The 26,673-nt window shown below is 67.8% G+C and carries 28 protein-coding genes, 3 tRNA genes and 1 pseudogene; 14 read left to right on the forward strand and 18 right to left on the reverse strand.

The features are described from left to right. The first annotated feature begins 30 nt into the window (after positions 1 to 30). Entirely contained in the window at positions 31 to 714 is a 684-nt protein-coding gene (locus tag G6N50_RS15835) for a TetR/AcrR family transcriptional regulator (RefSeq protein ID WP_083093265.1), read from the forward strand. Between the two features lie 48 nt (positions 715 to 762). On the opposite strand, the gene rplL is transcribed toward G6N50_RS15835, so the two are convergent. The 6 genes from rplL to G6N50_RS15865 all read right to left on the reverse strand — a co-directional run bounded on the left by rplL (position 763) and on the right by G6N50_RS15865 (position 8,258). Then, positions 763 to 1,158, reverse strand: coding sequence for a 50S ribosomal protein L7/L12 (gene rplL, locus G6N50_RS15840; RefSeq protein WP_007767831.1), 396 nt, complete (start codon positions 1,156 to 1,158; stop codon positions 763 to 765). A 44-nt stretch (positions 1,159 to 1,202) separates the two neighbouring features. Further along, positions 1,203 to 1,835 (reverse strand): 50S ribosomal protein L10, encoded by a 633-nt coding sequence (gene rplJ / locus G6N50_RS15845; protein ID WP_083093263.1) that lies wholly within the window; start codon positions 1,833 to 1,835, stop codon positions 1,203 to 1,205. 246 nt (positions 1,836 to 2,081) lie between these two features. Beyond that, positions 2,082 to 2,522 carry an anthrone oxygenase family protein gene (locus tag G6N50_RS15850; protein WP_083093261.1) on the reverse strand — a complete coding sequence of 147 codons (441 nt, stop codon included), beginning with the start codon at positions 2,520 to 2,522 and terminating at the stop codon, positions 2,082 to 2,084. A 5-nt stretch (positions 2,523 to 2,527) separates the two neighbouring features. Next, a complete protein-coding gene (locus G6N50_RS15855; protein ID WP_083093260.1) occupies positions 2,528 to 3,460 on the reverse strand; it encodes an ROK family protein in 933 nt (310 codons plus the stop codon). A 5-nt stretch (positions 3,461 to 3,465) separates the two neighbouring features. Further along, positions 3,466 to 4,083 (reverse strand): DUF7158 domain-containing protein, encoded by a 618-nt coding sequence (locus G6N50_RS15860; protein ID WP_083093258.1) that lies wholly within the window; start codon positions 4,081 to 4,083, stop codon positions 3,466 to 3,468. Continuing rightward, positions 4,080 to 8,258, reverse strand: coding sequence for a glycoside hydrolase family 38 N-terminal domain-containing protein (locus G6N50_RS15865; RefSeq protein WP_083093256.1), 4,179 nt, complete (start codon positions 8,256 to 8,258; stop codon positions 4,080 to 4,082). Before G6N50_RS15865 ends, G6N50_RS15860 begins: the two co-directional genes overlap by 4 nt. A gap of 76 nt (positions 8,259 to 8,334) precedes the next feature. Between G6N50_RS15865 and G6N50_RS15870 the strand changes: the two genes are divergently transcribed. The 8 genes from G6N50_RS15870 (at position 8,335) to G6N50_RS15905 (ending at position 16,188) form a co-directional block, all read left to right on the forward strand. Then, complete coding sequence (locus G6N50_RS15870) at positions 8,335 to 8,928, forward strand: DinB family protein (RefSeq protein ID WP_083093552.1); 594 nt, start codon at positions 8,335 to 8,337, stop codon at positions 8,926 to 8,928. A 41-nt stretch (positions 8,929 to 8,969) separates the two neighbouring features. Beyond that, positions 8,970 to 10,313, forward strand: coding sequence for an ABC1 kinase family protein (locus G6N50_RS15875; RefSeq protein WP_083093254.1), 1,344 nt, complete (start codon positions 8,970 to 8,972; stop codon positions 10,311 to 10,313). Further along, positions 10,313 to 11,218, forward strand: coding sequence for an alpha/beta fold hydrolase (locus tag G6N50_RS15880; RefSeq protein ID WP_083093253.1), 906 nt, complete (start codon positions 10,313 to 10,315; stop codon positions 11,216 to 11,218). Before G6N50_RS15875 ends, G6N50_RS15880 begins: the two co-directional genes overlap by 1 nt. An 87-nt stretch (positions 11,219 to 11,305) precedes the next feature. Continuing rightward, positions 11,306 to 12,166: a cyclopropane mycolic acid synthase family methyltransferase gene (locus G6N50_RS15885; protein ID WP_083093251.1), complete on the forward strand. Its 861-nt coding sequence runs from the start codon at positions 11,306 to 11,308 to the stop codon at positions 12,164 to 12,166. A gap of 144 nt (positions 12,167 to 12,310) precedes the next feature. Continuing rightward, positions 12,311 to 13,192, forward strand: a complete 882-nt coding sequence (locus tag G6N50_RS15890) for a cyclopropane mycolic acid synthase family methyltransferase (RefSeq protein ID WP_083093250.1) — start codon at positions 12,311 to 12,313, stop codon at positions 13,190 to 13,192. A gap of 82 nt (positions 13,193 to 13,274) precedes the next feature. Continuing rightward, entirely contained in the window at positions 13,275 to 14,171 is an 897-nt protein-coding gene (gene mmaA4 / locus G6N50_RS15895) for a hydroxymycolate synthase MmaA4 (protein WP_083093550.1), read from the forward strand. A 94-nt stretch (positions 14,172 to 14,265) separates the two neighbouring features. Further along, positions 14,266 to 14,961: a YciI family protein gene (locus G6N50_RS15900; protein WP_083093248.1), complete on the forward strand. Its 696-nt coding sequence runs from the start codon at positions 14,266 to 14,268 to the stop codon at positions 14,959 to 14,961. A 9-nt stretch (positions 14,962 to 14,970) separates the two neighbouring features. Further along, complete coding sequence (locus G6N50_RS15905) at positions 14,971 to 16,188, forward strand: RNA polymerase sigma factor (protein WP_083093247.1); 1,218 nt, start codon at positions 14,971 to 14,973, stop codon at positions 16,186 to 16,188. Here the strand turns inward: G6N50_RS15905 and rplA are convergent. From rplA to G6N50_RS15965, 12 genes are all read right to left on the reverse strand, one after another. Beyond that, positions 16,185 to 16,892: a 50S ribosomal protein L1 gene (gene rplA, locus G6N50_RS15910; RefSeq protein ID WP_083093245.1), complete on the reverse strand. Its 708-nt coding sequence runs from the start codon at positions 16,890 to 16,892 to the stop codon at positions 16,185 to 16,187. The two genes, G6N50_RS15905 and rplA, sit on opposite strands and share 4 nt — an antisense overlap. A 68-nt stretch (positions 16,893 to 16,960) precedes the next feature. Beyond that, positions 16,961 to 17,389 carry a 50S ribosomal protein L11 gene (rplK, locus tag G6N50_RS15915; protein ID WP_007767860.1) on the reverse strand — a complete coding sequence of 143 codons (429 nt, stop codon included), beginning with the start codon at positions 17,387 to 17,389 and terminating at the stop codon, positions 16,961 to 16,963. A gap of 47 nt (positions 17,390 to 17,436) precedes the next feature. Then, positions 17,437 to 18,231 carry a transcription termination/antitermination protein NusG gene (gene nusG / locus G6N50_RS15920; RefSeq protein WP_083093243.1) on the reverse strand — a complete coding sequence of 265 codons (795 nt, stop codon included), beginning with the start codon at positions 18,229 to 18,231 and terminating at the stop codon, positions 17,437 to 17,439. Positions 18,232 to 18,256: 25 nt separating this feature from the next. After that, entirely contained in the window at positions 18,257 to 18,706 is a 450-nt protein-coding gene (gene secE / locus G6N50_RS15925; RefSeq protein ID WP_083093241.1) for a preprotein translocase subunit SecE, read from the reverse strand. A 147-nt stretch (positions 18,707 to 18,853) separates the two neighbouring features. Then, positions 18,854 to 18,926 (reverse strand) — tRNA-Trp (locus G6N50_RS15930). Positions 18,927 to 19,070: 144 nt separating this feature from the next. Then, positions 19,071 to 19,571, reverse strand: coding sequence for a (3R)-hydroxyacyl-ACP dehydratase subunit HadC (hadC, locus tag G6N50_RS15935; protein ID WP_083093239.1), 501 nt, complete (start codon positions 19,569 to 19,571; stop codon positions 19,071 to 19,073). Between the two features lie 3 nt (positions 19,572 to 19,574). Continuing rightward, positions 19,575 to 20,003, reverse strand: a complete 429-nt coding sequence (hadB, locus tag G6N50_RS15940; RefSeq protein WP_067122372.1) for a (3R)-hydroxyacyl-ACP dehydratase subunit HadB — start codon at positions 20,001 to 20,003, stop codon at positions 19,575 to 19,577. Continuing rightward, complete coding sequence (hadA, locus tag G6N50_RS15945) at positions 19,990 to 20,442, reverse strand: (3R)-hydroxyacyl-ACP dehydratase subunit HadA (protein ID WP_276053588.1); 453 nt, start codon at positions 20,440 to 20,442, stop codon at positions 19,990 to 19,992. Before hadA ends, hadB begins: the two co-directional genes overlap by 14 nt. A 75-nt stretch (positions 20,443 to 20,517) precedes the next feature. Beyond that, complete coding sequence (gene rpmG, locus G6N50_RS15950; RefSeq protein WP_003898538.1) at positions 20,518 to 20,685, reverse strand: 50S ribosomal protein L33; 168 nt, start codon at positions 20,683 to 20,685, stop codon at positions 20,518 to 20,520. 45 nt (positions 20,686 to 20,730) lie between these two features. Next, positions 20,731 to 20,804 (reverse strand) — tRNA-Met (locus G6N50_RS15955). A gap of 52 nt (positions 20,805 to 20,856) precedes the next feature. Beyond that, a tRNA-Thr gene (locus tag G6N50_RS15960) sits at positions 20,857 to 20,929 on the reverse strand. A gap of 76 nt (positions 20,930 to 21,005) precedes the next feature. After that, a complete protein-coding gene (locus G6N50_RS15965) occupies positions 21,006 to 21,212 on the reverse strand; it encodes a type II toxin-antitoxin system VapB family antitoxin (RefSeq protein ID WP_083093236.1) in 207 nt (68 codons plus the stop codon). Positions 21,213 to 21,346: 134 nt separating this feature from the next. Between G6N50_RS15965 and G6N50_RS15970 the strand changes: the two genes are divergently transcribed. The 5 genes and pseudogenes from G6N50_RS15970 to G6N50_RS15990 all read left to right on the forward strand — a co-directional run bounded on the left by G6N50_RS15970 (position 21,347) and on the right by G6N50_RS15990 (position 26,660). Beyond that, complete coding sequence (locus tag G6N50_RS15970; RefSeq protein WP_083093235.1) at positions 21,347 to 22,060, forward strand: MBL fold metallo-hydrolase; 714 nt, start codon at positions 21,347 to 21,349, stop codon at positions 22,058 to 22,060. A gap of 70 nt (positions 22,061 to 22,130) precedes the next feature. After that, positions 22,131 to 22,984, forward strand: a pseudogene (locus G6N50_RS15975) (hypothetical protein). Continuing rightward, entirely contained in the window at positions 22,981 to 23,676 is a 696-nt protein-coding gene (locus G6N50_RS15980; RefSeq protein WP_083093231.1) for a crotonase/enoyl-CoA hydratase family protein, read from the forward strand. Before G6N50_RS15975 ends, G6N50_RS15980 begins: the two are co-directional and overlap by 4 nt. A 60-nt stretch (positions 23,677 to 23,736) precedes the next feature. Then, on the forward strand, positions 23,737 to 26,184 hold the full coding sequence (locus G6N50_RS15985; protein ID WP_083093230.1) for a molybdopterin oxidoreductase family protein: 2,448 nt from the start codon (positions 23,737 to 23,739) through the stop codon (positions 26,182 to 26,184). Next, positions 26,181 to 26,660 (forward strand): hypothetical protein, encoded by a 480-nt coding sequence (locus G6N50_RS15990; protein WP_083093228.1) that lies wholly within the window; start codon positions 26,181 to 26,183, stop codon positions 26,658 to 26,660. The genes G6N50_RS15985 and G6N50_RS15990 overlap by 4 nt, the downstream gene beginning before the upstream one ends. Positions 26,661 to 26,673: the final 13 nt, after the last annotated feature.

The following is a 26,673-nucleotide window of genomic DNA, read 5'->3' on the forward strand; positions in this document are numbered from 1 at the left end:
CCGTACGCTCCCAATGAGAAGATGGCAACGATGACTTCCGAGGTTCAGCGCGGCGTTCGCGAGGAGCTGCTGCACGCCGCGGTCGCCCTGCTCGACGAGCACGGGCCCGACGCCCTGCAGACGCGCAAGGTGGCCGGCTCCGCGGGGACGTCCACGATGGCGGTCTACACCCACTTCGGCGGGATGCGGGGTCTGATCGCCGAGGTGGCCGAGGAGGGGCTGCGGCAGTTCGACGCCGCACTATCGGTGCCGCAGACCGCCGATCCGGTGGCCGACCTGTTTGCCACCGGTGCCGCCTACCGGCGCTACGCGATCGGGCGACCGCACATGTATCGGCTGATGTTCGGCAGCACCAGCGCACACGGCATCAACGCGCCCGCCCACAACGTCCTGACGCTGACAGTCGCCGAGATCGAACGGAGCTACCCCAGCTTCGCGCACGTCGTGCGCGGGGTGCACCGATGCATGCTGGTCGGCCGGATCAAACCCGCGGGCTCATTGAACGACGGCGTCGACGACGCGTCAGTCGTGGCCACCGCGGCCCAATTCTGGGCGTTGATTCACGGGTTCGTCATGCTGGAGCTGGCCGGCTACTACGGCGACGGCGGCGCGGCAGTCACGCCGGTACTCGTCGCGATGTACTCGAGTTTGCTTGTGGCGCTTGGCGATTCAGCGGATCGCGTACAACAGTCCGTGCGGTCGGCAATGGCCTGAATGCACGAACCCCCGGGACGGTGGTCCCGGGGGTTTACGCGCAGTGACTTACTTGACGGTGACGGTGGCGCCAGCGGCCTCGAGCTTGGTCTTGGCCTCGTCGGCCGCCTCCTTGGCCACCTTCTCCAGCAGCGGCTTGGGCGCGCCGTCGACCAGATCCTTGGCCTCCTTGAGGCCCAGGCCGGAGACGATCTCGCGGACCACCTTGATGACGCCGATCTTCTTGTCGCCGGCGGCCTCGAGGATCACGTCGAACTCCGACTGCTCCTCGGCGGCCTCGGCGGGCGCGCCACCGGCTGCGCCACCACCGGCGGCGGCGACGGCGACCGGAGCGGCCGCGGTGACCTCGAAGGTCTCCTCGAACTTCTTCACGAAGTCGGAGAGCTCCAGCAGGGTCATCTCCTTGAAGGCGTCGAGCAGGTCGTCAGTAGACATCTTTGCCATGGGTATGGGTCCTTCCTTGTTTTTCCAGGTTCCGCGTTGGGTTGTTATTCGGCTTCGGCCGGGGTCTCCGGCGCCTCAGTGGGTGTTTCCGAAGCTGGTTCCGGGGTGGTTTCCGCGGCGGGCTCCGCAGCGGCTGCGGGTTCCGCAGCGGCGGCGGGGCCTTCGGCGGCCTTCTTCTCTTGCAGTGCCGCCGCGAGCCGGGCGACCTGCGAAGCCGGGGCGTTGAACAGCCCGGCCGCCTTGGCGAGGTTGCCCTTCATCGCGCCGGCCAGCTTGGCCAGCAGCACCTCGCGCGACTCGAGGTCGGCGATGCGCTCGACCTCGGCGACGGTCAGCGCACGGCCGTCCATGTAGCCGCCCTTGATGACCAGCGCCTTGTGTTCCTTGGCGAAGGTCTTGATGGCCTTGGCCGCGTCGACCGCTTCACCGGTGACGAAGGCGATGGCCGTCGGGCCGGCGAACAGCTCGTCGAGCCCCTCCACCCCGGCTTCCGATGCCGCCCGCTTCACCAGCGTGTTCTTGGCCACCGAGTAGGTGGCCGACCCGTTGAGCGAGCGCCGCAGCTCGGCCAGGTTGGCGACGGTCAGACCGCGGTACTCCGTGATCAGGGTCGCGGTCGATTCCTTGAACTGCTCGGCGATATCTGCAACGGCGGTGGCCTTGTCAGCCCTTGCCATGCCTACCTCCTGATGTGAAAGTCAATGCGACGTGTCGTCTCGATTCCCCCGAGAACGACGAACGCCCCGGCGCAGAAGCGGCCGGGGCGTGAAAATACGCCGGCGCGAGCCGGCGCGGTGCCTCGTCCTCCTGCGTGGGCCGCCGGGATGCTCCCGGACCTTCAACCGATTGCTCGGTGACCGACGGTCTTCGGTGGATCGGCTAACAGGATAGCGTGGCCCACGCGATCAGCCAAAACGGCGACCTCAGGTGACGGCGAGGGCCAGCAGGACCAACACCGCCAGCAGCAGGATCACCCGCACCCGGTGCCGTCGATCCCAGCGGGCGGCGAGCTCGCGCGAGAGCTCACCGGTGCTCGGCCATTTCGCGATGCGGTTGTTGATCGGCACCAACACGGTGACCGTGAACAGCACCACCGCGGCCATCAGGCCCGCGGCGATGCCGCACAGCCAGTCGCGCGGGGCGCCGCGCTCCTCGAAGGCGAGCGCCGCCAACAGCAGCAGGACGACGGCATACCAGAACGGCATCGTGGTGCCCAACGCCCGGCCGGCGCCGCCGCGCGCCGCACGGAAGGCGTCGTCGGGCAGCCGGGCGATGAGCGGGTTGAAGAAGACCGCGACCGCCAGCTCCACGCCGACCATCAGCCCGGTGACGACGACTGCGAGTGCGTCGATGCGGTGATTCATGGCAATCACCTTGGCATGACGCCGGGCCCGAGGCCCGCGAGGCGGGCCGCGCCGATCAGGCCGGCCTCACCGCCGAGCTCGCCGGGCACCACCCGCAGCCCGGACAGGAAGTCCAGGCCGGCGTATTCGGCCAGCTTGGCCCGCAGCGGGTCGAAGAGCACCGGGCCGGACTTGGCGACGCCTCCCCCGATCACCACGAGGTCCAGGTCGCACACCGCGCCGACCGAGGCGATCATCGCGGCCAGGGCGTTGGCCCCCCGGTGGAATGCCTGCTGGGCCACCGGGTCTCCGGCCGCTGCCGCCGCGGCCAGGTCCCTGGCGCCGGCGCCCGGCGGGGCGGACCATCCGTTCTCTCGCGCCCGGCGCACCATCCACGGCCCGGACGCGACGGTCTCCACGCACCCGTGGCCGCCGCAGGCACACGGCCGGCCGTCCAGTTCGACCACCACGTGCCCGACGTGACCGGCGTTGCCGGTGCGCCCCGAGTAGGGGACGCCGTCGAGCACCAGTCCGCCGCCCACCCCGGTGGACACCACCATGCCCAGCAGAAACCGCGCGTCCGCGGTTTTCCCGGCCCCGATCCAGTGCTCCCCCAACGCCATGCAGACGCCGTCACCGCCCAGCACCACCGGCGGTCCAGGCACCGCCGCGGCGACCCTGTCGCGCAACGGGAAACGGTCCCAACTGTCGATGTTGATCGGGCTGACCGACCCGCTGTGCAGGTCGATGGGTCCGGCCGACGCGATCCCCACCGCGGCGACCGGAGCGCCGGCCGCCTGCAGCGCGTCGGCGATCAACGCTTCGACGACGGCCCAGACGTCGTCCGCGGCGGTCGTGACGGGTGTGGGGCGGATGGCGGTGTACACCAGCTTGCCGCCCGAATCCGCAAGCGCGGCAGCGATTTTGGTGCCACCGATGTCCAGGCACAGCGTCAGCATCGTGTTCAGTGCCGGTGGGTGTTGTCGGGTTGACGGGGGTCGCCGGGATGCTCGTGGCCGGGCGCCAGCTGCACCAGCGTGGCGCGCCGCGCGTCCAGCCACAGCCGGAAGGCGCGTCGCCGCGCTGCGCCGCGCAGGTGCTCCTCGATCGCCGCTCGCACCTCGTCCAGCGGCGGGCCGGTCACCGCCGTCGTGCACCAACCGTGTTCGCCCCGACGCGGCGCGGCGAAGCGCAGCGGGTTGCGGGCGTGATAGGCGGTCACCTCGGTGTCGGTCACCCGCACCGCGGCGGTGACCTCGGCCAACAGCGCCCGCGCACGCGGATCGGCCAGCACGGCCGCGGCGACGCTGCCGATCTCCAGCCGGGCGGTCACGTCGGGCAGCAGCTCGGCCTCGGACGGCGCTCCGCGCGGGGTCAGCCCCCGCGCGGCCGCCTCCGCGGCGACCACCCGCTCGGTGACGATCAGTTGGGTCAGCCACCGCCGCAGCTGGCGGCCCTCGCTGGTGCCGCTGACCGGCAGGGCGGCCGTTCCCCGCGCGGTGCGCAGCCGCGCTTCGGCGGCGTCGAGAGCATCCGGTGACACGGGCACGCCGGCCACGGTCGCGATCGGATGCGTGCTCATGTCACCGTCACCTTCACCGCCGGCGAGTAGACCAGTCGGCCGGCGCAGCCGATCCGCACCAGCGCCCACCACTGGCCCGGCTCCAGCCAGGCCGGCGGGGTCAGCTCGAAGCGTAGGTCGGCGGTGCCGCGGGCGGGCAGCACCGCGCCGAGCGCGCCGGGACCCATCCATTCCCAGGTGCCCCAGGGGCTGATCAGATGCGCCTCCAGCGCCAGGTCGGCCCCGGCGCGGCTGCCGACCGTGACGGCCAGCGCGCCCGCCTCGCCGGGTCGGAGCGTCACCTCGGCCGGCCCGTCGGCGAGGTAGATCAGCTCGCCGGGCTCGCCCACCGCCACCACGCAAACGTCCTCGACGGGCTGGCGCCAGGCGGCCGGGACCGCTTCGCCGGCGACGCGGAGTTCGGCGCGGATCGGGTAGAGCCCCGGTTCGGCGCGGGCCGGGACCGACACGGCCACGTCGGTGTGCAGGTGGTCGCCGGTGCACAGGGTGAAGGGCAGCTCGGTGGGCGTGGCCGTCCAGCCGTCCGGGCAGCGCAGGGCGACGGTGCCGTGCAGCGTGGCGTCGGTGCTGTCACTGGCCGCGGTGAGGCGCAGCGTCACCGCGGCGCCGGGTTCCGCCGTCATCTGCGGCGGGTGCAGGTGGGCGACGGCCGGCAGCCCACCCAGTGGCGCGGGGCCGCGATTGTGCAGCCAATACCGCGCGTAGAGCGGCTGCGCGGCCTCCGCGTCTGGGGCCAGGACGGCGGCGTCGGTCGTCGCCGCGGGCGCGTCGAATCGGGCCAGCACGGTCGCCACCTGGTAGCCGTGCAGCTCGACCGACGGCACGGGTTCGGGTTGCGTTTCCAGCAGGTCGACACGTCGCAGGTCGCTCACCGACGCGAGGTCCGAGTCGATGACGACGTGGGTGCCCGCGCCGGTCGTCTCCACCAGGCGCAGGGCGACGGCATTGGGGTCGAGGGGCGCCGCGCTGCCCGCGGTCAGTGGATTGCCGGCGGCCTTGAGGGCGGCCAGTTGCACCGATCCGGCGGGCTCGACGCGAAGCAGCGATCCGGCCGGCGGCAGCGCGTCCCCGTGCCGGTCCGGTGTGACGGCGAGCAGTGGCTGGGAGAACTGGGCGCTGCGTGCGGGGATCGCCGCCTGCCGCCAGTCGCCGGCTCCGCTGACCAACGCGTAGTCGAAGGCGTGGGTCCAGTGCTGGAGCGCAAAGTTGGAGCCGTCCGGCGCGGTGCGGCGCGGGTCGTCGATCCAGATGCCCGACGGCCAGCCGGTGCAGGAACGCATCAGCGCGGTGTGCAGCGTGCCCTCGGTGTCGACGGCGAAGCTGGGCACCCCGCGGTTGAGCAGCGCGACGGTGCGATCTTCGAAAGCGTATGTTCCCGAAGGCGATCGCTGCGACACGACGATCTCGGCGTCGCCGAGATCGTCGGCCACCGCGGTGATCGCGGCCCGCAGATCGTCCTCGTCGCGGCCGTCGATGACCAGCACCGGCAGCGCCCGCGATGGACGCAGGTCGGCGCCGGGCACCCACACCGCATCCAGCGGCGTCTCGGCCGGCACCCACACCCTGGCCCGGCCGGTGCTCGCCAGCTGGCGGTCCAGTTCGTCGCGGTAGGCCGGAGCGTCGGCCAGCACGGCCGCAGCGAAGGCGTTGCGGGCAGGCCCCCCCAGCGCGATGCGCACGTCGGGCAGGTTGGAATCGACCTCGAGGTGGCCGTAGCGCGGCTTGTCCGCGGCTCCGCAGGTGGCCGTGACGCCGGCGCGGACCAGCGCGACCATCAGCTCCCGGGCCAGCGGCCCGGACACCGCCTCGGCCGGCGACACCACCTCGGCGACCGACACCGCCCGCACCCCGGCGCCCGGCACTCGGACCCGGGCCGCCGACGACAGGCCGAACCAGCCGTACGCCGGGTTGTCCAACGTCCAGAGGTGCCGGGCGGTGTCCACCGAGCGCGAGCCGCCCGGTCCGTCATGCAGCAGCGCTAAACCGCGGCCGACGACGGCGTCGCCCACCTCGCTGACCGGCATGGCGCCCGGCACCGGGCACGGCCAGCGCAGCCGCACCAGCTGGTCGGCCCCGGTGAACTCGTCGATGGTGGTGCGGCAGTCGAGCCGCGCGACTCCAGTCCACAGCGTCAGGGTTTGGGTGTAGCGCAGCAGCGTGCCGATCCGGCCGTGCACCACCAGCCGCTGACCGAGCGGCCCGCGGTAGGCGCGCACCCGCGCGGGCGTCGCCGACGAACACACCACCGGCCCCTTGGGCAGCAGATGCCAGGGGCCCTCGCCCTGGCTGGGGTGCGCCGGGTACTCCTCGTAGACGGCGAGCTCGTTGCCCACCCTTCCGTCGGCGATCAGCTCGCGGCCGTCCTGGACCAGCGAGGCGACTCCCCCGCCGCGCGCCGGGTCGGCCTCGACCCGGTAGTGCTCGTTGGCGATCACCGATCCCGCCGCCGGTTCCCAGCCGGCCCGTTCGCCCCCCGGTTCGGGCACCAACCGGTACGCCCGCCAGCCCAGCGAGGGCACATCGCGCGCCAGCCAGCTGACCGAGCGGCCGCCGTGCTCGACGTGCGCCGCCAGCTCGGCTCCGTCGACCTCGAACACCCGCACCCGGGCGCCGAGCGGCGGGTCGAGGCGCGCGGTGACGACGTCGGTGCGCGGGCCGGTCAGCGGATTCCACACGATCACGTCGCCCTCGCCGGAACCGACCTCGCCGGACAGCAAGGCCAGCGAATTGTCGCGGGCCGCGCGGCCCAGCTCCCAGGCGTCGCGCCATCCGGTCAGCAGGTCGAGGTACACCTGGTCGGATTCCGAGCCGGTGATGGCGTCGTGGTGCGCGCCGTAGGCCAGCTGCACCCAGGCCTTGGCCAGGGCGGCCTGCGGGTACTGGGCGCCGGCCAGCAGACCGGCGAACACCGCGAAGCGCTCGGCCTGCAGCACGGTGTTCTCGGCGGCCCGGTTGGCCTGCTTGGTGTCGATGTAGGACACGTCCTTGCCGGTGTAGATCGGGTTCATGTCCCGGGTCTGCGGTGACGGCAGGTGATCGCGCTGCGCCAGTTCGGCGCGCACCGCCGCGAAGAACTCGCGCGGCAACGCGCACACGAAGCGCGGCCAGGTGTAGCGGGCGGCCCAGTCACGGTGGATCTCGGTGACCCACTTGTTGGGCGGGGTGTAGTCGGTGCCGACCGGCAGCAGCACGTTGCGGGTCAGCGCGACCCTCTTGAGCTGATCGAACAGCTCATACGTGGCGGTCTCGGCCTCGCTCAGCGACGCCGCGGAATCCATCCACCAGCCCGCCGAGTAATGCGCGGGCATGTAATGGGTGAGCAGGCCGCGGCCCGACGGCGAGATCCACTCGAACTCGCTGCAGAACTGCATGCGCTCGACATCGCCGTCGCCCAGCGCCGGGCCCCACTGGTGGTGCGGTCCCCGGGCCCACGAACTCGACGTCAGGCCGGCGTCGGCGGCGAATCCCGGGAATTGCGGATCGTGGCCGAACACGTCCAGCTGCCACGCGGTTGCCGGGTTGGCTCCCATGATGTGACGCTGAAAACCTATGCCGTGCACCAGGTTTCGGATCGTCGTCTCCGGGCTGGTGAGGTTGGTGTTGGGTTCGTTGTAGGTGCCGCCCATCACCTCGACGCGGCCCTGGGCGATGAACCGGCGCAGATCGGCACGGTCCTCGGGCCGGGTGTCCCAGTACGGCTTGAGGTAGTCGACCTCGGCCAGCACGAACTTGTACTCGGGCTCGCGGCGCGCCATCTCCAGATGCGCGTGCACCAGGTCGAAACCGTTGGCCTGACGGGCCCGCCCCGGCGGGTCCTCGATCCACTCGCTGGTATAGGCGCCCTGGGTGTTCCACCACACCGGGTCGTAGTGAAAGTGGCTGACCATGAACATGGTCCAGCCGGGCTCGGCCACGGTGAACTCGAACGGCAGCCGCAGACTGCCGGCGTGCGCCCGCGCGGGCCGGCGCTGCCCGGCGACCGGCTCGTCCACCGTCACCGCAACCTCGACGACCTCGCAGCCGGGCTCGGCGACCGCCTGCCCGCGCAGGCCGCGGCCGTCTATGCGCACGCGCGTGGGCTCGGCACACCCAGACACGGTGACGCGGACCAGCTGCAGCGGCGCGTCCGGTGGCCCGACGAAGAGCTCGGTCGACTCGGCCCTGGTCATCTGCATGCCGAAACCACCTGCATCCCCGCACCTTACGGCGCCCGAGACCTACGATCGATCCATGCCCGCCCTCGCCCCGCCGGTGACCGACGAACGCAACGCGCTGCGCGAATTCCTGGCGTTTCACCAGAGCGCGTATTTCGCGGTCAGCCATGGCCTCACCGACGAACAGGCCCGGTCCACGCCCTCGGTCAGTGCGCTGTCGATCGGCGGGCTGATCAAACACGCCACCGGGATGCAACGCAGCTGGATGGCGCGCGTCGCCGCCGCGCCGGACGCACCGCCGAAAGACCCCCGCCCGTTCGAGCGGATCGCCGAGGAGTTCGCCGACCAGCACGTGATGCGGCCCGACGAGACGCTGGCCGGGCTGCTGGACGCGTTCGAGGCGCAGAACGCGACGTCGCTGCGGCTGGTGGAGACCACCGACCTCGACGCCCCGGTGCCCGTTCCGCAGGACATCCCGTGGTTTCCCAAGAACCAGCAGGCCTGGTCGGTGCGCTGGGTGATCCTGCATGTGATCAACGAACTGGCCCGGCACGCCGGGCACGCCGACATCATCCGGGAGACCATCGACGGCGCCACCATGTACGAGTTGATCGCCGCGCGGGAGGGCTGGGCCATCCAGGGCTGGGTGCAGCCCTGGAAAAGCAGCGACAGCGGTCCGCGTCCGAGTTAGCGGATTGGGACGCACCCCCGCGGATGCGGCACACTGCACAGATGAGCTCTACCAAGCATCGAGAGGGGGCCAAGCTCGACCGGGTGCCGTTGCCGGTCGAAGCGGCCCGGGTTGCCGTGACAGGCTGGCAGGTCACCCGCACCGCCGCTCGCATCGTCACCAAGCTGCCGGGCAGGGGCCCGTGGCAACAGAAGGTGATCCAGCAGCTCCCGCAGACCTTCGCCGACCTGGGACCGACCTACGTCAAATTCGGACAGATCATCGCGTCCAGTCCCGGGGCGTTCGGTGAATCGTTGTCCCGGGAGTTCCGCGGCCTGCTCGACCGGGTGCCGCCCGCCGACTCCGACGAAGTGCACAAGCTCTTCGTCGAAGACCTCGGCGGCGACCCGTCCGAGTTGTTCGCCAAATGGGACGAGACGCCGTTCGCGTCGGCGTCCATCGCGCAGGTGCACTACGCGACGCTGCACACCGGCGAGGAGGTCGTCGTCAAGATCCAGCGCCCGGGCATCCGGCGCCGGGTCGCGGCCGACCTGCAGATCCTGAAGCGTTTCGCCCAGGCCGTCGAACTGGCCAAGCTGGGCCGCCGGCTCTCCGCGCAGGACGTGGTCGCCGACTTCTCCGACAACCTGGCCGAGGAGCTGAATTTCCGGCTGGAGGCGCAGTCGATGGAGGCGTGGGTGTCGCACCTGCACGCCTCCCCGCTGGGCAAGAACATCCGCGTGCCGCAGGTGTTCTGGGACTTCACCAGCGACCGGGTGCTGACCATGGAGCGGGTGCACGGCATCCGCATCGACGACGTCGCCGCCGTTCGCAAGGCCGGATTCGACGGCGTCGAGCTGGTGAAGGCGCTGCTGTTCTCGCTGTTCGAGGGCGGGCTGCGGCACGGGCTGTTCCACGGCGACCTGCACGCGGGCAATCTCTACGTCGACGACCAGGGCCGCATCGTGTTCTTCGACTTCGGGATCATGGGCCGCATCGATCCCCGCACCCGCTGGCTGCTGCGCGAGCTGGTGTACGCGCTGCTGGTCAAGAAGGACCACGCCGCGGCCGGCAAGATCGTGGTGCTGATGGGCGCCGTCGGCACCATGAAGCCGGAGGCCGAGGCCGCCAAGGACCTGGAGCGCTTCGCCACCCCGCTGACCATGTCGACGCTGGGCGACATGTCCTACGCCGACATCGGTCGGCAGCTCTCGGCGCTGGCCGACGCCTACGACGTCAAGCTGCCCCGCGAGCTGGTGCTGATCGGGAAGCAATTCCTCTACGTCGAGCGGTACATGAAGCTGCTGGCGCCCAAGTGGCAGATGATGTCGGATCCGCAACTGACGGGCTATTTCGCGAACTTCATGGTCGAGGTCAGCCGCGAGCACCAGCCCGAGGAAGTCTGATGGAGGTCCGCACCGGCCACGCCACCTCAGGCGACCTCAAGCTGTACTACGAGGACATGGGCGACATCGACGACCCACCCGTACTGCTGATCATGGGGCTGGGCGCCCAGCTGCTGCTGTGGCGCACCGCCTTCTGCGAGCGGCTGGTCAGCCACGGGCTGCGCGTCATCCGGTACGACAACCGGGACGTCGGCCTGTCGAGCAAGACCCAGCACCACAGCTCGGGGCAGCCGCTGGTGACGCGGCTGGCGCGCTCCTGGCTGGGCCTGCCGAGCAAAGCGGCGTACAAGCTCGAGGACATGGCCGACGACGCCGCGGCCGTGCTTGATCATCTGGGCATCGGCCACGCGCACATTGTGGGCGCATCGATGGGCGGCATGATCGCCCAGATTTTCGCCGGACGATTCCGCGAGCGCACGAAAAGCCTCGCGATCATTTTCTCCAGCAACAATTCGGCTCTATTGCCGCCGCCGGCCCCGCGCGCGTTGCTGGCGCTCCTGAAGGGCCCGCCGCCGGATTCGCCGCGCGAGGTGATCATCGACAACGCCGTGCGCGTCGGCAACATCATCGGCAGTCCGCGCTACCGTGTGCCCGAAGAGCAGGCCCGCGCCGAGGCCGCCGAGGGATACGACCGCAACTATTACCCCCAAGGCGTCGCCAGGCATTTCGGTGCTGTGCTGGGCAGCGGCAGCCTGCGGCAGTACAACCGCCGGACCGTCGCGCCCACCGTGGTGATCCACGGCCGGGCGGACAAGCTGATGCGCCCATTCGGCGGGCGCGCGGTGGCCAGGGCCATCGACGGCGCTCGATTGGTGTTATTCGACGGGATGGGACATGATCTGCCACAGCAGTTGTGGGACCACGTGATCGGCGTGCTGACGAAAAACTTCAGCAGGGCCAGCTAGCCCAAAAACACTCGGTAGAAACGCGTCCTGCGATTTTCAGTCCATGTCGCAGGGCTGTACGGTTGGCAAAGAAGGGTGGGTGTCTAAATGGCCAAGCTGAAGCCGTATTACGAAGAGTCGCAGGCAACCTACGACATTTCGGACGACTTCTTCGCGCTTTTCCTTGACCCGAACATGGTCTACACGTGCGCCTACTTCGAGCGCGACGACATGACGCTGGAAGAGGCGCAGCTCGCCAAGCTGGATCTGGGGTTGGGCAAGCTGAAGCTCGAGCCGGGAATGACCGTGCTCGATGTCGGGTGCGGTTGGGGCGGAGCCGTGGTCCGGGCGCTGGAGAAATACGACGTCAACGTCATTGGCATCACGCTGAGCCGCAACCACTACGCGCGCACCAAAGCGAGGCTGGCCGCGATTCCGACAACGCGGCGGGCCGAGGCGCGGCTGCAGGGTTGGGAAGAGTTTGACGAGCCGGTCGATCGGATCATCAGCTTCGAGGCGTTCGACGCGTTCAAAAAGGAACGCTGGCCCGCATTCTGGGATTGGGCCTACAAAACCCTCACCGGCGACAGTCGGATGCTGATGCACAGCATCTTCACGTATCCGCAGTCGGAGTGGAAGCAGCGTGGCGTCCAGATCACAATGTCGGATCTGCGTTTCTTCCACTTCCTGGGCAAGGAAATCTTTCCCGGCGGCCAGATGTGCGGCGAACCCGACATCGTCGACAATGCGCAAACCAGCGGTTTCTCGATCGAGCAGATCGAATACCTGCAGCCACACTACGCGCGGACCCTGGACACGTGGGCGGCCAATTTGGAGGCCAATCGCGAACGGGCCATCGCCATCCAGTCCCAAGAGGTGTACGACCGGTTCATGCGCTATCTGACCGGCTGCGCGGACCTGTTCCGCAAGGGCATCTCCAACGTGGCGCAGTACACGCTGACCAAATAGCGACCCATCGCCTCGTAAGTCGCCGGAAAGTAGAACGGCAGAATCTCCGCCGCACGCGCACTCAAATGCGCCGTTTTCGATCTCCGGCGAGTAGCGTGCCTCGCGGATGGGCACCCCTGTGGTGTACATCACGTGGGAGGGTAGATGTCTGACAATCGGGCTGGCGCTGTTCGTACGCGGTCCAATTCGGACGACGTACGGGCGCACTACGACCTGTCCAACGAATTCTTCGCGCTCTTTCTGGATCCGACCCGCACCTACAGCTGCGCGTATTTCCCTCGCGAGCGCATGACCTTGCGCGAAGCGCAGCTCGCCAAACTCGACCTGACTCTGGACAAGCTCGGGCTCCAGCCGGGGATGACCCTGCTCGACGTCGGCTGCGGCTGGGGTTCGGGGCTGAAGCGCGCCGTCGAGCGCTACGACGTCAACGTCGTCGGCCTGACCCTGTCCAAAAATCAACATGCCTATTGCCAGCAGGTGCTCGACGGGATGGACACCGGCCGGTCACGGCGGGTGCTGCTACGGGACTGGGCCGAGTTCGACGAACCCGTGGACCGCATGGTCGTCATCGAGGCGTTGGAGCACTTCGGTTTTCACCGCTACGACGACTTCTTCGAATTCGCCTACACCGCGCTGCCCGGCGACGGCGTGATGCTGCTGCACTCGATCACCGGTCTGCACGTCAAGCAGGTGATGGAGCGCGGCATCCCGTTGACGATGGAGATGGCGAAATTCATGAGGTTCATCGTCACCGAAATCTTCCCGGGTGGCCGGCTGCCGATGATCGAGACGGTCGAGGAGCACGCGACGAGGGTCGGGTTCACGGTGGCCCGCGTCCAGTCGCTGCAGTCGGACTTCGCCAAGACCCTGGATTTCTGGTCCGAGACGCTGAAGGCCCACAGGGACGAGGCCATCGCCATTCAGTCCGAAGCGGTCTACGAGACGTACATGAAGTACCTGACCGGCTGCGCCAAGGTGTTCCGTATGGGCTACGTCGACTGCAACCAATTCACGCTGGAAAAGTAGAGTTGGGTATCGTTGCACGTCACACCCCAAGGCAGTCCGCGGGTAACACGCAGTGAACTTCATCCAGGAGAACAAGACGAAAATGGCTGATCAACCGGCTAGCCCGACGAAGACGCGGACGGCTCCCGAGGACATTCAGGCGCACTACGACGTCTCCGACGACTTTTTCGGCCTGTTCCAAGACCCGACCCGGATCTACAGCTGCGCCTATTTCGAGCGCGACGACATGAGCCTGGAAGAGGCCCAGTACGCCAAGATCGACCTCAACCTCGACAAGCTGGACCTCAAGCCGGGCATGACTCTGCTGGACATCGGCTGCGGGTGGGGCACCACCATGAAGCGCGCCGTCGAGCGGTTCGACGTCAACGTAATCGGCCTGACGCTGTCCAAGAATCAACACGCCCGCGCTCAGGCGTTGCTCGACTCGACCGACAGCAACCGCACGCGGGAGGTGCGCCTGCAGAACTGGGAGGACTTCAACGAGCCGGTCGACCGCATCGTCTCGATCGAGGCCTTCGAGCACTTCGGCCACGAGAACTACGACGATTTCTTCAAGCGGACTTTCGACATCATGCCCGACGACGGCCGGATGACCGTGCAGAGCAGTGTCAGCTACCACCCGTACGACCTGGCCGCCCGCGGCAAGAAGCTCAGCTTCGAGACCGCGCGGTTCATCAAGTTCATCGTCACCGAGATCTTCCCCGGCGGCCGACTGCCGTCCACCCAGATGATGGTGGATCACGGCGAGAAGGCAGGATTTGTTGTGCCCGAACCGATTTCGCTACGGCCGCACTACATCAAGACGCTGCACATCTGGGGCGACACGCTCGAGTCCAACAAGGACAAGGCCATCGAGGTCACCTCCGAAGAGGTGTACAACCGCTACATCAAGTACCTGCGTGGCTGCGAGCACTACTTCGGCGACGAGATGCTCGACGTCAGCCTGGTGACCTACCTCAAGCCCGGGGCTGCGGCCTAAAACTTTCGCGGCTGTCGGATTGCCCGCGCGTCGTTCGTCGAAAAGGTAGAGAGTGGAGCACAGGGCTTCGCTCACTACCTGGAGGTGACGAGACATGCAGTACTTCGCCCTATTGATCAGCAGGGAGCAAGACCGCGCACCCGAAGACCCGGCCGCGATGGCCGCGTGGGGCGACTTCCACGCCAAAGCCGGCCCGGCGATCAAATCCGGAGACGCACTGGCGCCCGCCGCCGACGCCGTGGTCGTCACCGGAGGTCCGGACGCCCCGGTGGTCACCGACGGTCCCTTCGCCGAGGCCGCCGAGGTGGCCTGCGGTTACTACGTGTTCGAAGCGGAGAACCTGGACGAGGCGCTGGCATTGGCCCGCGATGTCCCGCTCGCCACGTACGGCGCCGTGGAAGTGTGGCCCACGGTCCACATGATCGAGCCGTCCCGCCGGCTCACCGGGAACGACTGGCTCGCGCTGCTGCTGGAACCCCCCGCGTCGGCGCACACGCCGGGAACCCCGGAGTGGGAGGCCGTGGCGGCCAAGCACGCGGGCCTGCATGCGTGCGCGGGCGACCACATCATCGGGGGCGCCGCGTTGCACGACCGCTCCACGGCGACGACCGTGCGGGTGCGCGACGGCGAGGTCCTCATCACCGACGGGCCCTATGTCGAGGGCGCCGAGATCGCCACGGGGATCTACCTTTTGAGTGCCGCGGATCGCGACGAGGCCGTCAAGCTCGCTTCGATGATCCCCGCCTCGACCGTGCAGGTGCGGCAACTGGCCGGCCTTTCCGCGCTCTAGCCGTCGCGAATGGCCGACCTGGACGGCGTCTTTCGCCGGGAGTGGGGTCCCGCCGTGGCCGCGCTCGCCCGGTGGTCGGGTGACCTCACCGTCGCCGAGGACGCCGTCCAGGAGGCCTGCGCCGAGGCGCTGCGCACCTGGTCTCTGAACGGGGTGCCCGTCAACCCGGGCGGGTGGCTGGTGACCGTCGGCCGCAACCGCGCGCGGGACCGGCTGCGCCGCGAATCCGTGCGCCCCGGAAAGGAATTAGCGGCTGTGCTGGACGACATCAGGGCACGCACCGATCACACCGACCCGCATCCGGTTCGCGACGACGAGCTGCGGATGATGTTCACCTGTGCCCACCCGGCGCTGGACCGGCAATCGCAACTGGCGCTGACGCTGCGACTGGTGTCCGGTCTGACCGTCGGCGAGATCGCCCGCGCGCTCCTGCAGACCGAGGCGGCGATCGGTCAGCGAATCACGCGCGCCAAGAACAAGGTTCGGCACGCCAACATCCCGCTGCGGGTGCCACCCGCCGAGCTGCTGCCCGAGCGCACACCGCACGTGTTCGGGTGCGTCTATTCGGTGTTCACTGAGGGCTACTGGTCGACCGCGGGCCCGTCGGCCATCCGGGACGACCTGTGCGACGAGGGGATCCGGCTGGGCGGGGAGTTGTGCGCGCTGCTGCCCGACGAGCCGGAGGCGCACGCCCTGTCCGCCCTGATGTTGCTGCATGATTCGCGCCGCGCGACCCGGGTGGACGACACCGGGATGCTGGTGCCGCTCGAGGACCAGGACCGGCGCCGCTGGGACCGCGGGTGCATCTCGCGCGGGCTCGACCGGTTGCGCCACGCCCAGGGGGCGACGGGCGCCTACCTGCCCCAGGCCGTGATCGCAGCGCTGCACGCCACGGCACCGTCCTGGGAGGAGACCGACTGGGTCACCATCGGCACCGCCTACGACAGGCTGTTCGCGATGACCGGCTCGCCGGTGGTGGCCGCCAACCGGGCGCTGGCGATCGGATTCCGCGACGGCCCCGACGCCGGCCTGGCCGCGCTGGACAAGGTGGCACACGATCCGCGACTCGGTCGCTCCAACCTGGTCGCGACCGTGCGGGCCGACCTGTTGCGGCGCGCGGGCAGGCCCGCCGATGCGCTCGCCTGGTATCGAATGGCGTTGGAGTCCAACGGATCTGACCCCGGTCGCCGGTTTCTGCGGCGGCGCATCGCCGAGTGCGGCGGTTAGGACTCCGCGAAGTTGCGGGTGACGGCCGGGTCCACCGGGATGCCCGGTCCCGTCGTGGTCGAGACCACAATCTTCTTCAGGTAGCGTCCCTTGGACGCGGACGGCTTGAGCCGCAGCACCTCGTCCAGCGCGGCGCCGTAGTTCTCGGCCAGCGCCTTCTCGTCGAACGAGGCCTTGCCGATGACGAAGTGCAGGTTGGCCTGCTTGTCCACCCGGAAGTTGATCTTGCCGCCCTTGATGTCGGCCACGGCCTTGGCGACATCGGGGGTCACGGTACCGGTCTTGGGGTTCGGCATCAGGCCGCGCGGACCGAGCACCCGGGCGATGCGGCCCACCTTGGCCATCTGGTCCGGGGTCGCGATCGCGGCGTCGAAGTCCAGGAACCCGCCCTGGATCTTCTCGATCAGGTCGTCGCTGCCGACGATGTCTGCGCCGGCCGCCTGCGCCTGCTCGGCCTTGTCGCCCACCGCGAACACCGCGACGCGGGCGGTCTTACCGGTGCCGTGCGGCAGGTTGACCGTGCCGCGGACCATCTGGTCGGCCTTGCGCGGGTCGACGCCGAGCCGGATGGCCACCTCGACGGTTGCATCCTGCTTGCTCGACGACGTCTCCTTGGCGAGCTTGGCCGCTTCCAGCGGGGAGTAGAGGTTGTCGCGATCCACCTTCTCGGCGGCGGCGCGGTATGCCTTGCTGTTCTTGCTCACTTGCTAATCCAATCGGGTGTTGGGGTCGTGGTTAGCGGGCCGAAGCTGGCCCTCCCACGGTTAGGGGCTTATTCGACGGTGATGCCCATCGACCGGGCGGTGCCGGCGATGATCTTGGCGGCGGCGTCGATGTCGTTGGCGTTCAGATCGGCCTTCTTGGTCTCGGCGATCTCCTTGACCTGATCCCAGCTGACCTTGGCGACCTTGGTCTTGTGCGGTTCGGCCGATCCCTTGCCCACGCCGGCGGCCTTGAGCAGCAGCTTGGCGGCGGGCGGCGTCTTTAGCGCGAAGGTGAAGCTGCGGTCCTCGTAGACCGTGATCTCCACCGGGATGACCTGGCCGCGCTGGTTTTCCGTGGCAGCGTTGTATGCCTTGCAGAACTCCATGATGTTGACGCCGTGCTGACCGAGCGCGGGCCCGACCGGCGGCGCCGGGTTGGCCTGCCCCGCCTGGATCTGAAGCTTGATCAGCCCGACGACTTTCTTCTTCGGGGCCATGAGGTTGTGCTGTTCCTTCCTGGTTTACGCCCGGCGTATGCGCCGGTTTAGAGCTTGGAGACTTGGCTGAAGGTCAATTCGACCGGGGTTTCGCGGCCGAAGATCGACACCAGCACCTTGAGCTTCTGCTGTTCGCCGTTGACCTCGCTGATGGTGGCCGGCAGCGTCGCGAACGGCCCGTCCATGACCGTCACCGATTCGCCGACCTCGTAGTCGACCTCGATGGCCGGACGTTCCAGCCCGCCGACCTCGGCGGCGGCGGTGGTGGCCGCACCCTTGGCGGCCTTCTTCGTCGCGCCGCGCGGCAGCAGGAACTTCACCACGTCGTCGAGTGTCAGCGCCGACGGACGCGAGGTCGCCCCGACGAACCCCGTGACGCCGGGGGTGTTGCGCACCGCGGCCCACGAGTCGTCGGTCAGGTCCATGCGCACCAGGATGTAGCCGGGCAGCACCTTGCGATTGACCTGCTTGCGCTGGCCGTTCTTGATCTCGGTGACCTCTTCGGTGGGCACCTCCACCTGGAAGATGTAGTCCCCGACGTCAAGGTTCTGCACACGCGTTTCGAGGTTGGCTTTGACCTTGTTCTCGTAGCCCGCGTAGGAGTGGATGACATACCAGTCGCCGGGCTTTCTGCGCAGTTCCGCCTTGAGCGCGGCGGCCGGGTCGGCCTCTTCGGCCGTCTCGTCGGCAGCCACGGCGGCCGCGGCCGTCTCGTCGGCAGCCACGCCCGCGGTCGCCTCGGTGACCTCAGCGGCCGCAGAGGTGTCCGTGGCCTGCGCCTGCGCGGCTTCGTCCACGTCGACCGCTTCACCCGCTGACGGGTCACCGTCGAAGGTAGTCACGGTTTGAGTCCTCTCTGTCACTCGCTCAGCCGAACACCAACATCACCAGCTTGGTCAGGCCGAAGTCCGCCAGGCCGACCAGCGTCACCATGAAGGCCAGAAAAGCCAACACAACGGAGGTGTAAGTGAGCATCTGCTTGCGGTTGGGCCAGATGACCTTCCGCATCTCCGCAACGACCTGCTTGAGGTAGTTGTAGACGAACACGAAGGGGTTGGCCCGGCGGTCGCCGGCCTTCTTGGACTTGGCGACCTTCTTGGCTTTCGCGCCCTTTTCGGCCTTCGCCGGCGTGGAGGCGTCGACCTCGTCCGACGGGCCAACGTCTTCGCCGGCCTCGGCCGCCCGCTGCCTGGACCGCTTGCCCGTGGGGCGCTGCGGCCGCGTCACCACCGCTGTCCGACCGCCGCTCGCGCCGCCGTCCTCTTTGTCAGTGCCGTCGCTTGCGGCGTCGTTGGCAACGTCGCCTTCGTCGCTCACCGCATGCTCCTTTGTTTGCTAATGCTTTTAGAGCCGTCCCATGTGTGGCGGCACGTACTTCCAGTGTCCACCATGGCACATCCTCTTATGGTCCGGATCCTCCTCAGGCCGTCCCGGCCCGCATCGTCACCGAACGCTCGTCTTCAGCAGGGGCGACAGGACTTGAACCTGCAACCTGCGGTTTTGGAGACCGCTGCTCTGCCAGTTGAGCTACGCCCCTTCGCGGTTGGCAGGCCAACCTGCGCTTACCTACCGGGGCTCACATGACACGCGCGCCCTCCGATTGCTCGACTCACGGAAAGCGCGCTAATGCTGGGAAAACCCCGAGGACCGAGTGTACATCGACGCAGGAGTCAGATACTAATTACGCCGTTCTGACGACCTGGCCGGATTCCGGGTCCCAGCGCAGGTTCGCGGATCCGTCGGTGTACTGGCTCATCAACGTGGTGTAGGCCTCCAGGACCACCTCGCCGTCGTCGTTGGTGCAGGTGTTTTTGGTGACGACGATGTCGGCGCCGAAGCGCTCCTCCACCGAATAGACGTCCATGCGGGCCCACAGCTTGTCGCCGGCCTTGATCGGCTTGGAGAACACGAAGCGCTGGTCGACCTGGACGATCACCAGCGTCTCCATGCCGATGTCGACATGCCGGAAGAAATCCAGCTGGACCAGCTTGGCGAAGATGGTCGCGAAGGTCAGCGGCGCGACGATCGCGTCGTGGCCGAGGTCGGCGGCCACGCTTTCCTCGAAGTGGGCGCGGTGGTCGTTCTTGACGGACAGTGCGAACTGGCGCAGTTGTTCCCGCCCCACAACGAAGTAGTCCGGGTAGCGCCAGATCATTCCCCTGATGTCTGTTTTGAGCGCCATGGGCTATGCCAGAGTTGCGGAGGCGATCGCCCTACCGAAGATCTTCTTGCCGCCGGTGGTGGCCGTGAGCGCGATGGTCACGGACTTCGTCTCGGGATCGGCAGACTTCACCCGTCCGCTGAAGACCAGCTCGGCGCCCTTGCCGTCGTTGGGCACCGGCACCACCGCGGTGAACCGCACGTTGTACTCGGTGACCGCACCGGGGTCACCGATCCACGCGGTCACGTAGCCGCCGCCGATGCCCATGGTCAGCATGCCGTGCGCGATCGCGGTGTCCAGGCCGACGACCTTGGCAATCTCGTCGTCCCAGTGAATCGGGTTCAAGTCGCCGGAAACGCCCGCGTAATTCACCAGATCCTGTCGGGTCAGCGGATAGGTCTTCTCAGGAAGCTGGTCACCCACCTTCACGGAGCTGAACTCACGCAGTGGCATCAGTAAATCCCTCTTCTCCATCCTCACCGGCACGGCCCGCCAGGGTCGTGTAGGTCTCTTGCACGACGTCACCGGCTTCGTTGGTGATGACATTCTTGGTGACAATGATCTGGGTGCCGTGCGACACGCGGACCGAGTCCACATAGACATCGCAGTACAGCTTGTCGCCGGCGACGATCGGCGCGTTGAATTTCAGTACCTGGTCGACCTGGACGATCTGCGCGTCCTGGACGGCCACGTTCGCGTGCTTGAAGAACGCCGTCTGCGCCTGGTAGCCGAATACGCAGATGAACGTCAACGGCGCGAGCAACCCTTTATAGCCGAGTTCGGCCGCCGCCTTCTCCTCGAAGAACTCGGGGCTGTCGTTTTGCACGGCCACCGCGTACTCGCGGATCTTCTCCCGCTCCACCTCGTAATGATCGGGGTAGCGGTAGTGCATCCCCACGATGCTTTCGGTTAACGGCACGGTTCTTAAACTACCTAGTCAATCCGAACAAACGCCCGCGGGTGACCGCTAGCGTGTCTCCCGATGCGCCTGGTGCTTGCCGCAGTTGGGGCAGAACTTCTTCAGCTCAAGCCGGTCCGGGTCGTTCCGGCGGTTTTTCTTGGTGATGTAGTTGCGGTGCTTGCACACCTCGCATGCCAAGGTGATCTTCGGCCGTACGTCGGTACTGGACGCCATGACGGTTCTCTCTCAATTCCTTTAAAAAGCTGTGCTGTTGTGTTGTAGCGATGGCCGGACTCGAACCGGCGACCTAACGATTATGAGTCGTTCGCTCTAACCGACTGAGCTACATCGCCTCTGGCCACCCCTTTTAGAGCCGGGGCCGCCACGCCTGCTCGGCGTCCGCCGAGCCCCCTAACGGAATCGAACCGTTGACCTTTTCCTTACCATGGAAACGCTCTACCGACTGAGCTAAGGGGGCCGTTCACCCGAAGCGATTTCAGTCCGCGCGGGCCTAAAAGAGGGTACAGCCTGGCTTGCAGCGGCACCAAACCACATCAACCATCCCCGGCGCTGCGCCGGGGTTGCCATGCATTGAGGTCGCTGAACTCGTCGTAGTCATCGTCCTGCTCGACGGAATCGCCCTCACGGAGCAGCGTCCGCAAGGCGAGGTTGACGGCCTCGCGCACGTCGGCGACTTGGAAGCGGCGGATCGCCTCGTCGACCAGATCGACATCGACCTCGATTTCGACCTTCTTCCTCATGGGCAAACCATACCCACTGCATACCGGCGTAATCGGGTCCGAAACGGTGGTGTCGGACGGCTTCCGTCGCCGCGAATCCCCGGGGGCGGCGGTCTACTCGTGGCGCGGCCGGGTCGAGGTCCTAGTCTGGTCACGTGCCCGAGGACCGGCTGTACTTTCGTCAACTGCTCTCCGGTCGCGACTTCGCCGCCGGCGACATGTTCGCGACGCAGATGCGCAACTTCGCCTACCTGATCGGCGACCGGCAAACCGGCGACTGCGTGGTGGTCGACCCCGCGTACGCCGCCGGCGAACTCCTCGACACGCTCGAGGCCGACGGCATGCACCTGTCCGGGGTGCTGGTGACGCACCATCATCCCGACCATGTGGGCGGATCGATGATGGGCTTTTCGCTGCAGGGCCTGGCCGAGTTGCTAGACCGTAAAGCGGTGCCGGTGCATGTCAATACTCATGAGGCACAATGGGTTTCGCGAGTCACGGGGATCAGTCTGGGCGACCTGACCTCACACGAGAACCACGACAAGGTCAGCATCGGCGACATCGAGATCGAGCTGCTGCACACCCCCGGCCACACGCCGGGCAGCCAGTGCTTTCTGCTCGACGGCCGCCTCGTCGCCGGTGACACGTTGTTTTTGGAGGGCTGCGGGCGCACGGACTTCCCCGGCGGCGACTCCGACGAGATGTACCGCAGTCTGCAGCGGCTCGCGACGCTGCCGGGTGACCCGACGGTGTTTCCGGGGCACTGGTATTCGGCGGAGCCGAGCGCCTCGCTCTCGGAGGTCAAGCGTTCCAACTACGTGTACCGGGCCGCGGACCTCGGTCAATGGCGGATGCTGATGGGCGGCTGAGCTCCTCGGGGATCGCTCGGTCAGGGCCATCCGGCGACCGCCCCTGTGATATAAGCGGAGGGTGGATTCCATGGGTTGGATCCAGGACAGCTGGCATGATGTCACGCACGTCGGGTCCGGCACCTGGATTGCGTGGGCAGCGTGGGCAGCAATCGTCCTGGCCGTCGTCACACTGGTCTTCACCAACAGCCAGATCAACCGCAACCGCCGCGCGGCGGCCGGGCAGACCCGACCACACGTCGCGATGTTCATGGAGCCGCACTCCGCCGACTGGCACGTGATCGAACTCGTGGTCCGGAACTTCGGCCAGACCGCGGCCTACGACATCGGATTTTCCTTCCTGAATCCCCCAACCGTGGCCGAATACGAGAACGCCACCGACGGCTACGCCGACGTCATCGAACTGCGGCTCCCCCGCGAGCTGCCGATGCTGGCCCCCGGCCAGGAATGGCGCATGGTGTGGGATTCCGCCCTCGACCGCGCCGAGATCGGCAGTGGCATCGAATCCCGCTTCACCGGCACCCTGACCTATTACGACCGGCCCGATCAGAAAGCCGGCCGGCGGTTCTGGCAGCGCGAACGTTCCCCGCTGCACACCGATGTGGTGCTGGACTGGGCCGCCCTGCCGCCCGTGCAGCGCATCGAGTTGATGACCACCCATGACCTGGCGAAGCGGGAGAAGGAGAAGCTGGAGCTGCTGCGCGGCCTGCTGACCTATTTCCACTACGCCAGCAAGGAAACCCGCCCCGAGGTGTTCCGCAGCGAGATCGAACGGATCAACGCCGCGGTCCGGGAAACCCAAGACAGGTGGCGCACCCGCCAACTCGACGAACCCACCGATGTCAGCCTGCGCTGGAGTAACGCCGAAGACGACCTGGGCAAACACCACAGCCAGCCCGCGTGACGGCAAGGAGCAACCGATGAGCGCCCCGGTCCACTACACCACCAAGGACTCCATCGCCGTCATCAAGATGGACGACGGCAAGGTCAATGCGCTGGGCCCGACCATGCAGCAGGCCCTGAACGACGCGATCGACCGGGCCGAGGCGGACAACGCCGGGGCGTTGGTGATCGCCGGGAACGAGCGGGTGTTCAGCGGCGGCTTCGACCTGAAGATCCTAACCTCCGGTGAGGTGCAGCCCGCGATCGACATGCTGCGCGGCGGATTCGAGCTGGCGTATCGCCTGCTGTCCCATCCCAAGCCGGTGGTGATGGCGTGCACCGGCCACGCCATCGCGATGGGGGCGTTCCTGTTGTCGGCGGGCGATCACCGGGTGGCCGCGCACGCCTACAACATCCAGGCCAACGAGGTCGCGATCGGCATGGTGATTCCCTATGCCGCGCTGGAGATCATGAAATTGCGGTTGACGCCGTCGGCCTACCAACAGGCCAGCGGGTTGGCCAAGACGTTCTTCGGTGAAACCGCGCTCGCCGCAGGGTTTGTCGACGAGATCGTGTTGCCCGAGATGGTGGTGGACCGGGCCGAGGAGGCCGCACGGGAGTTCGCCGGCCTGCATCGGCACGCGCACGCCGCCACCAAGCTGCGCACCCGCGCCGACGCCCTGGCGGCCATCCGCGCCGGCATCGACGGGATCGAAGCCGAATTCGGGGTGTGAGCCGCGCGGCGCCGTGCGCCTGAGCCGGTTTCGCGGGGCGCTGCCGGGGAAGTCACCGGCATGGCCATAGATCGCATCGCGGACCCCTGGGGCACGCGGACTCCGTACGAACCCGGCACGCGGTGGCCGGAGCGAGTCGATACCTACCTGGCCGACGGAGTCACAGCCGAGGCGGTGGATCGCTGGGTGCAATCGGCCGCGGTGTTGCACTCCAACGGCGACGGCCTGGACATCGCCGTCAAGGACGGGCGGATCGTGGGGGTGCGCGGGCGTGGCGTCGACCGGGTCAACCACGGGCGGCTCGACCCGAAGGACCTCTTCGGCTGGCAGGCCAACGCCTCGGCCGACCGGCTCACCACACCGATGATCCGGATCCACGGTGAGCTCAAGCCGTGCGGCTGGGACACCGCCATGCAGCGGATCGTGGACCGCTCCAGGGACTTACTCGACCGCCACGGCCCCAGCTCGATCGGTTTCTACACCTCCGGGCAGCTGTTCGCCGAGGCGTACTACACCCAGGGGGCGATCGCGCACGGGGCGATCGGCACCAATCACGTCGATGGCAACACCCGGCTGTGCACCGCGACGGCGGCCGAGGCACTCAAGGAATCGTTCGGCTGCGACGGCCAACCGGGGTCCTACACCGATGTCGATCATGCCGACGTCATCGCGTTGTTCGGGCACAACGTCGCCGAGACGCAGACCGTGCTGTGGGCGCGGATGCTGGACCGGCTGGCCGGCAGCTCGCCGCCGGCGATCATCTGCGTCGACCCCCGGCTCACGCCGGTGGCGCGGCACGCCACGATCCACCTGGCGCCGCTGCCCGGCACCAACGTGGCGTTGATGAACGGCCTGTTGCACGAGATCATCGGCCACGGCTGGATCGACCGCGACTACATCGACACGCACACAGTCGGTTTCGACGAGCTGCGCGGGCGGGTCGAAGAGTTCCCGCCCGAGCGGGTGGCCGAGATCTGCGGTGTGCGGGCCGACGACATCCGGCGCGCGGCGCGGCTGCTGGGCACGGCCAGGCGGTTGATGTCCACCGTGCTGCAGGGCTTCTATCAGTCCCACCAGGCCACCGCGGCGGCCGTGCAGGTCAACAACATTCACCTGGTGCGCGGCATGCTGGGCAAGCCGGGTTGCGGGGTGTTGCAGATGAACGGGCAGCCGACCGCGGAGAACACCCGCGAGTGCGGCGCCAACGGGGACCTGGCCGGCTTCCGCAACTGGTCCAACGACTCCCACGTCGCCGAGCTGGCGAAATTGTGGAACCTTGACGTCCTGCAGATTCCGCACTACGGCCCGCCGACGCACGCCATGCAGATGTTCCGCTACGCCGAGGAGGGAACGTTGCGGATGCTGTGGGTCACCGCCACCAATCCCGCGGTGTCCCTACCGGAGTTGCCGCGGATCCGCGACATCTTGTCGCAGGAACGGCTGTTTCTGATCGTCCAGGACATCTTCATGACCGAGACCGCCGCGCTGGCCGACGTGGTGTTGCCCGCTGCCGCGTGGGCCGAGAAGACCGGCACCTTCACCAATGCCGACCGCACCGTGCACCTGTCCGAAAAGGCCGTGGAACCACCGGGTTCCGCGCGTTCCGACCTCGATATCTTCTTGGACTACGCGCGGCGGATGGACTTCCGCGACAAGGACGGCCGGCCCTTCCCGCCCTGGACGGATGCGGAGTCGGCGTTCGAGGCGTGGAAGCAATGCAGCGCCGGCCGGCCGTGTGACTACACGGGCTTGAGCTATGAGAAGCTGCGCGGCGGCGGCGGTATCCAATGGCCTTGCAACGCAGAGCATCCCGACGGCACCGAACGGCTCTACGCCGACGCGAAATTCTGGGCCACCCCGGACTATTGCGAGGCGTACGGCAAGGACCTGATCACCGGCGCCCCACTGCAGCCCGACGAGTACCGCTCGATGAACCCCTTCGGCAAGGCCATCATCAAGGCGGCCGAGTACGTGCCTCCGCACGAGCGAACCAGCTCCGAGTTCCCGTTCGCATTGATCACGGGTCGCACCGTCTACCACTTCCATACCCGCACCAAAACCGCTCGGGCACAGCAACTTCAGCGGGCGGCTCCCGAGGTGTGGGTCGAGGTGTCCGAACGCGACGCCCACCACCTGGGCATCGAGGAGGGCGACCTCGTCGAGGTGAGCACGCCGCGCGGCCGCGTCTCCTGCGCCGCTCGCATCTGCGGCATTCGCGACGGCGTGCTGTTCGTGCCCTTCCACTACGGCTATTGGGACACCGACGGCAAGACCCACCAGCGTGCGGGCAATGAAATGACACTCACCGATTGGGATCCGGTGTCCAAGCAACCGATCTACAAGACGGCCGCCGCCCGGCTGCGCAAGGTTCGGGTCAGGCCGCCCGGCCAAAACGGTTACGCGCCCACCACCGCGGCGTCCACACCGGTCAACGGATCGGTGCCCGCGACGGAAGGCGGCGCGATGGCCGGCGTGACCGAGGTCGTCCTGACGGGAAACCGGCCATGAAGCTGAAGTTGGCGATCCGCGAGCTGCACCGTTCCGAACGCAAGCTGGCCCACGAGCTCAACGTGGTGTCCGCGCGTCATCGCAGTGACCAGGACATCTGTCACCTGGCACGCGACCTGGCCGGCTGGTCGCGGCAACATCTGCGGGAACTGGCGCAGCACGGCCGCCACTATGGTCTGCGCCTGTCCCCCGACCCGCACACCGGCGCGATCACCGGTTTAGTCCAGTCGCGGGTCAGTGCGATGCTGCGGCACCGACCCGAACCCGGCCTGGCGCTGCTCGCCGACCTGCGACGGATTCACCGGCTGTCGGCGGGGGTGTCGCTGGATTGGGAGTTGCTGGCGCAGGGCGCGCAAGCCGCCAAGGATGCCGAACTGCTGAGCCTGACGTCGCGCTGCCACCCCGAGACGTTGCGCCAGATGCGCTGGGCCAACGCGATGCTCAAAGAGCTTTCCCCGCAAGTCTTGATGAACTGAACGACAACGCGGT

The sequence above is a fragment of the Mycobacterium mantenii genome, from assembly GCF_010731775.1.
In the GTDB taxonomy this organism is placed as follows: domain Bacteria; phylum Actinomycetota; class Actinomycetes; order Mycobacteriales; family Mycobacteriaceae; genus Mycobacterium; species Mycobacterium mantenii.

Coding starts and splice junctions, on each gene's coding strand:
- G6N50_RS15885 (WP_083093251.1), top strand. CDS start 11,306: ATGGCCAAGCTGAAGCCGTATTACGAAGAGTCGCAGGCAACCTACGAC.
- G6N50_RS15850 (WP_083093261.1), bottom strand. CDS start 2,522: ATGAATCACCGCATCGACGCACTCGCAGTCGTCGTCACCGGGCTGATG.
- hadC (WP_083093239.1), bottom strand. CDS start 19,571: ATGGCGCTCAAAACAGACATCAGGGGAATGATCTGGCGCTACCCGGAC.
- rplJ (WP_083093263.1), bottom strand. CDS start 1,835: ATGGCAAGGGCTGACAAGGCCACCGCCGTTGCAGATATCGCCGAGCAG.
- G6N50_RS15905 (WP_083093247.1), top strand. CDS start 14,971: ATGGCCGACCTGGACGGCGTCTTTCGCCGGGAGTGGGGTCCCGCCGTG.
- G6N50_RS15860 (WP_083093258.1), bottom strand. CDS start 4,083: ATGAGCACGCATCCGATCGCGACCGTGGCCGGCGTGCCCGTGTCACCG.
- hadB (WP_067122372.1), bottom strand. CDS start 20,003: ATGCCACTGCGTGAGTTCAGCTCCGTGAAGGTGGGTGACCAGCTTCCT.
- G6N50_RS15835 (WP_083093265.1), top strand. CDS start 31: ATGACTTCCGAGGTTCAGCGCGGCGTTCGCGAGGAGCTGCTGCACGCC.
- rpmG (WP_003898538.1), bottom strand. CDS start 20,685: ATGGCGTCCAGTACCGACGTACGGCCGAAGATCACCTTGGCATGCGAG.
- G6N50_RS15965 (WP_083093236.1), bottom strand. CDS start 21,212: ATGAGGAAGAAGGTCGAAATCGAGGTCGATGTCGATCTGGTCGACGAG.
- hadA (WP_276053588.1), bottom strand. CDS start 20,442: ATGCACTACCGCTACCCCGATCATTACGAGGTGGAGCGGGAGAAGATC.
- G6N50_RS15865 (WP_083093256.1), bottom strand. CDS start 8,258: ATGCAGATGACCAGGGCCGAGTCGACCGAGCTCTTCGTCGGGCCACCG.
- G6N50_RS15875 (WP_083093254.1), top strand. CDS start 8,970: ATGAGCTCTACCAAGCATCGAGAGGGGGCCAAGCTCGACCGGGTGCCG.
- mmaA4 (WP_083093550.1), top strand. CDS start 13,275: ATGGCTGATCAACCGGCTAGCCCGACGAAGACGCGGACGGCTCCCGAG.
- G6N50_RS15880 (WP_083093253.1), top strand. CDS start 10,313: ATGGAGGTCCGCACCGGCCACGCCACCTCAGGCGACCTCAAGCTGTAC.
- G6N50_RS15980 (WP_083093231.1), top strand. CDS start 22,981: ATGAGCGCCCCGGTCCACTACACCACCAAGGACTCCATCGCCGTCATC.
- rplK (WP_007767860.1), bottom strand. CDS start 17,389: ATGGCCCCGAAGAAGAAAGTCGTCGGGCTGATCAAGCTTCAGATCCAG.
- rplL (WP_007767831.1), bottom strand. CDS start 1,158: ATGGCAAAGATGTCTACTGACGACCTGCTCGACGCCTTCAAGGAGATG.
- G6N50_RS15900 (WP_083093248.1), top strand. CDS start 14,266: ATGCAGTACTTCGCCCTATTGATCAGCAGGGAGCAAGACCGCGCACCC.
- G6N50_RS15985 (WP_083093230.1), top strand. CDS start 23,737: ATGGCCATAGATCGCATCGCGGACCCCTGGGGCACGCGGACTCCGTAC.
- G6N50_RS15890 (WP_083093250.1), top strand. CDS start 12,311: ATGTCTGACAATCGGGCTGGCGCTGTTCGTACGCGGTCCAATTCGGAC.
- G6N50_RS15990 (WP_083093228.1), top strand. CDS start 26,181: ATGAAGCTGAAGTTGGCGATCCGCGAGCTGCACCGTTCCGAACGCAAG.
- G6N50_RS15855 (WP_083093260.1), bottom strand. CDS start 3,460: ATGCTGACGCTGTGCCTGGACATCGGTGGCACCAAAATCGCTGCCGCG.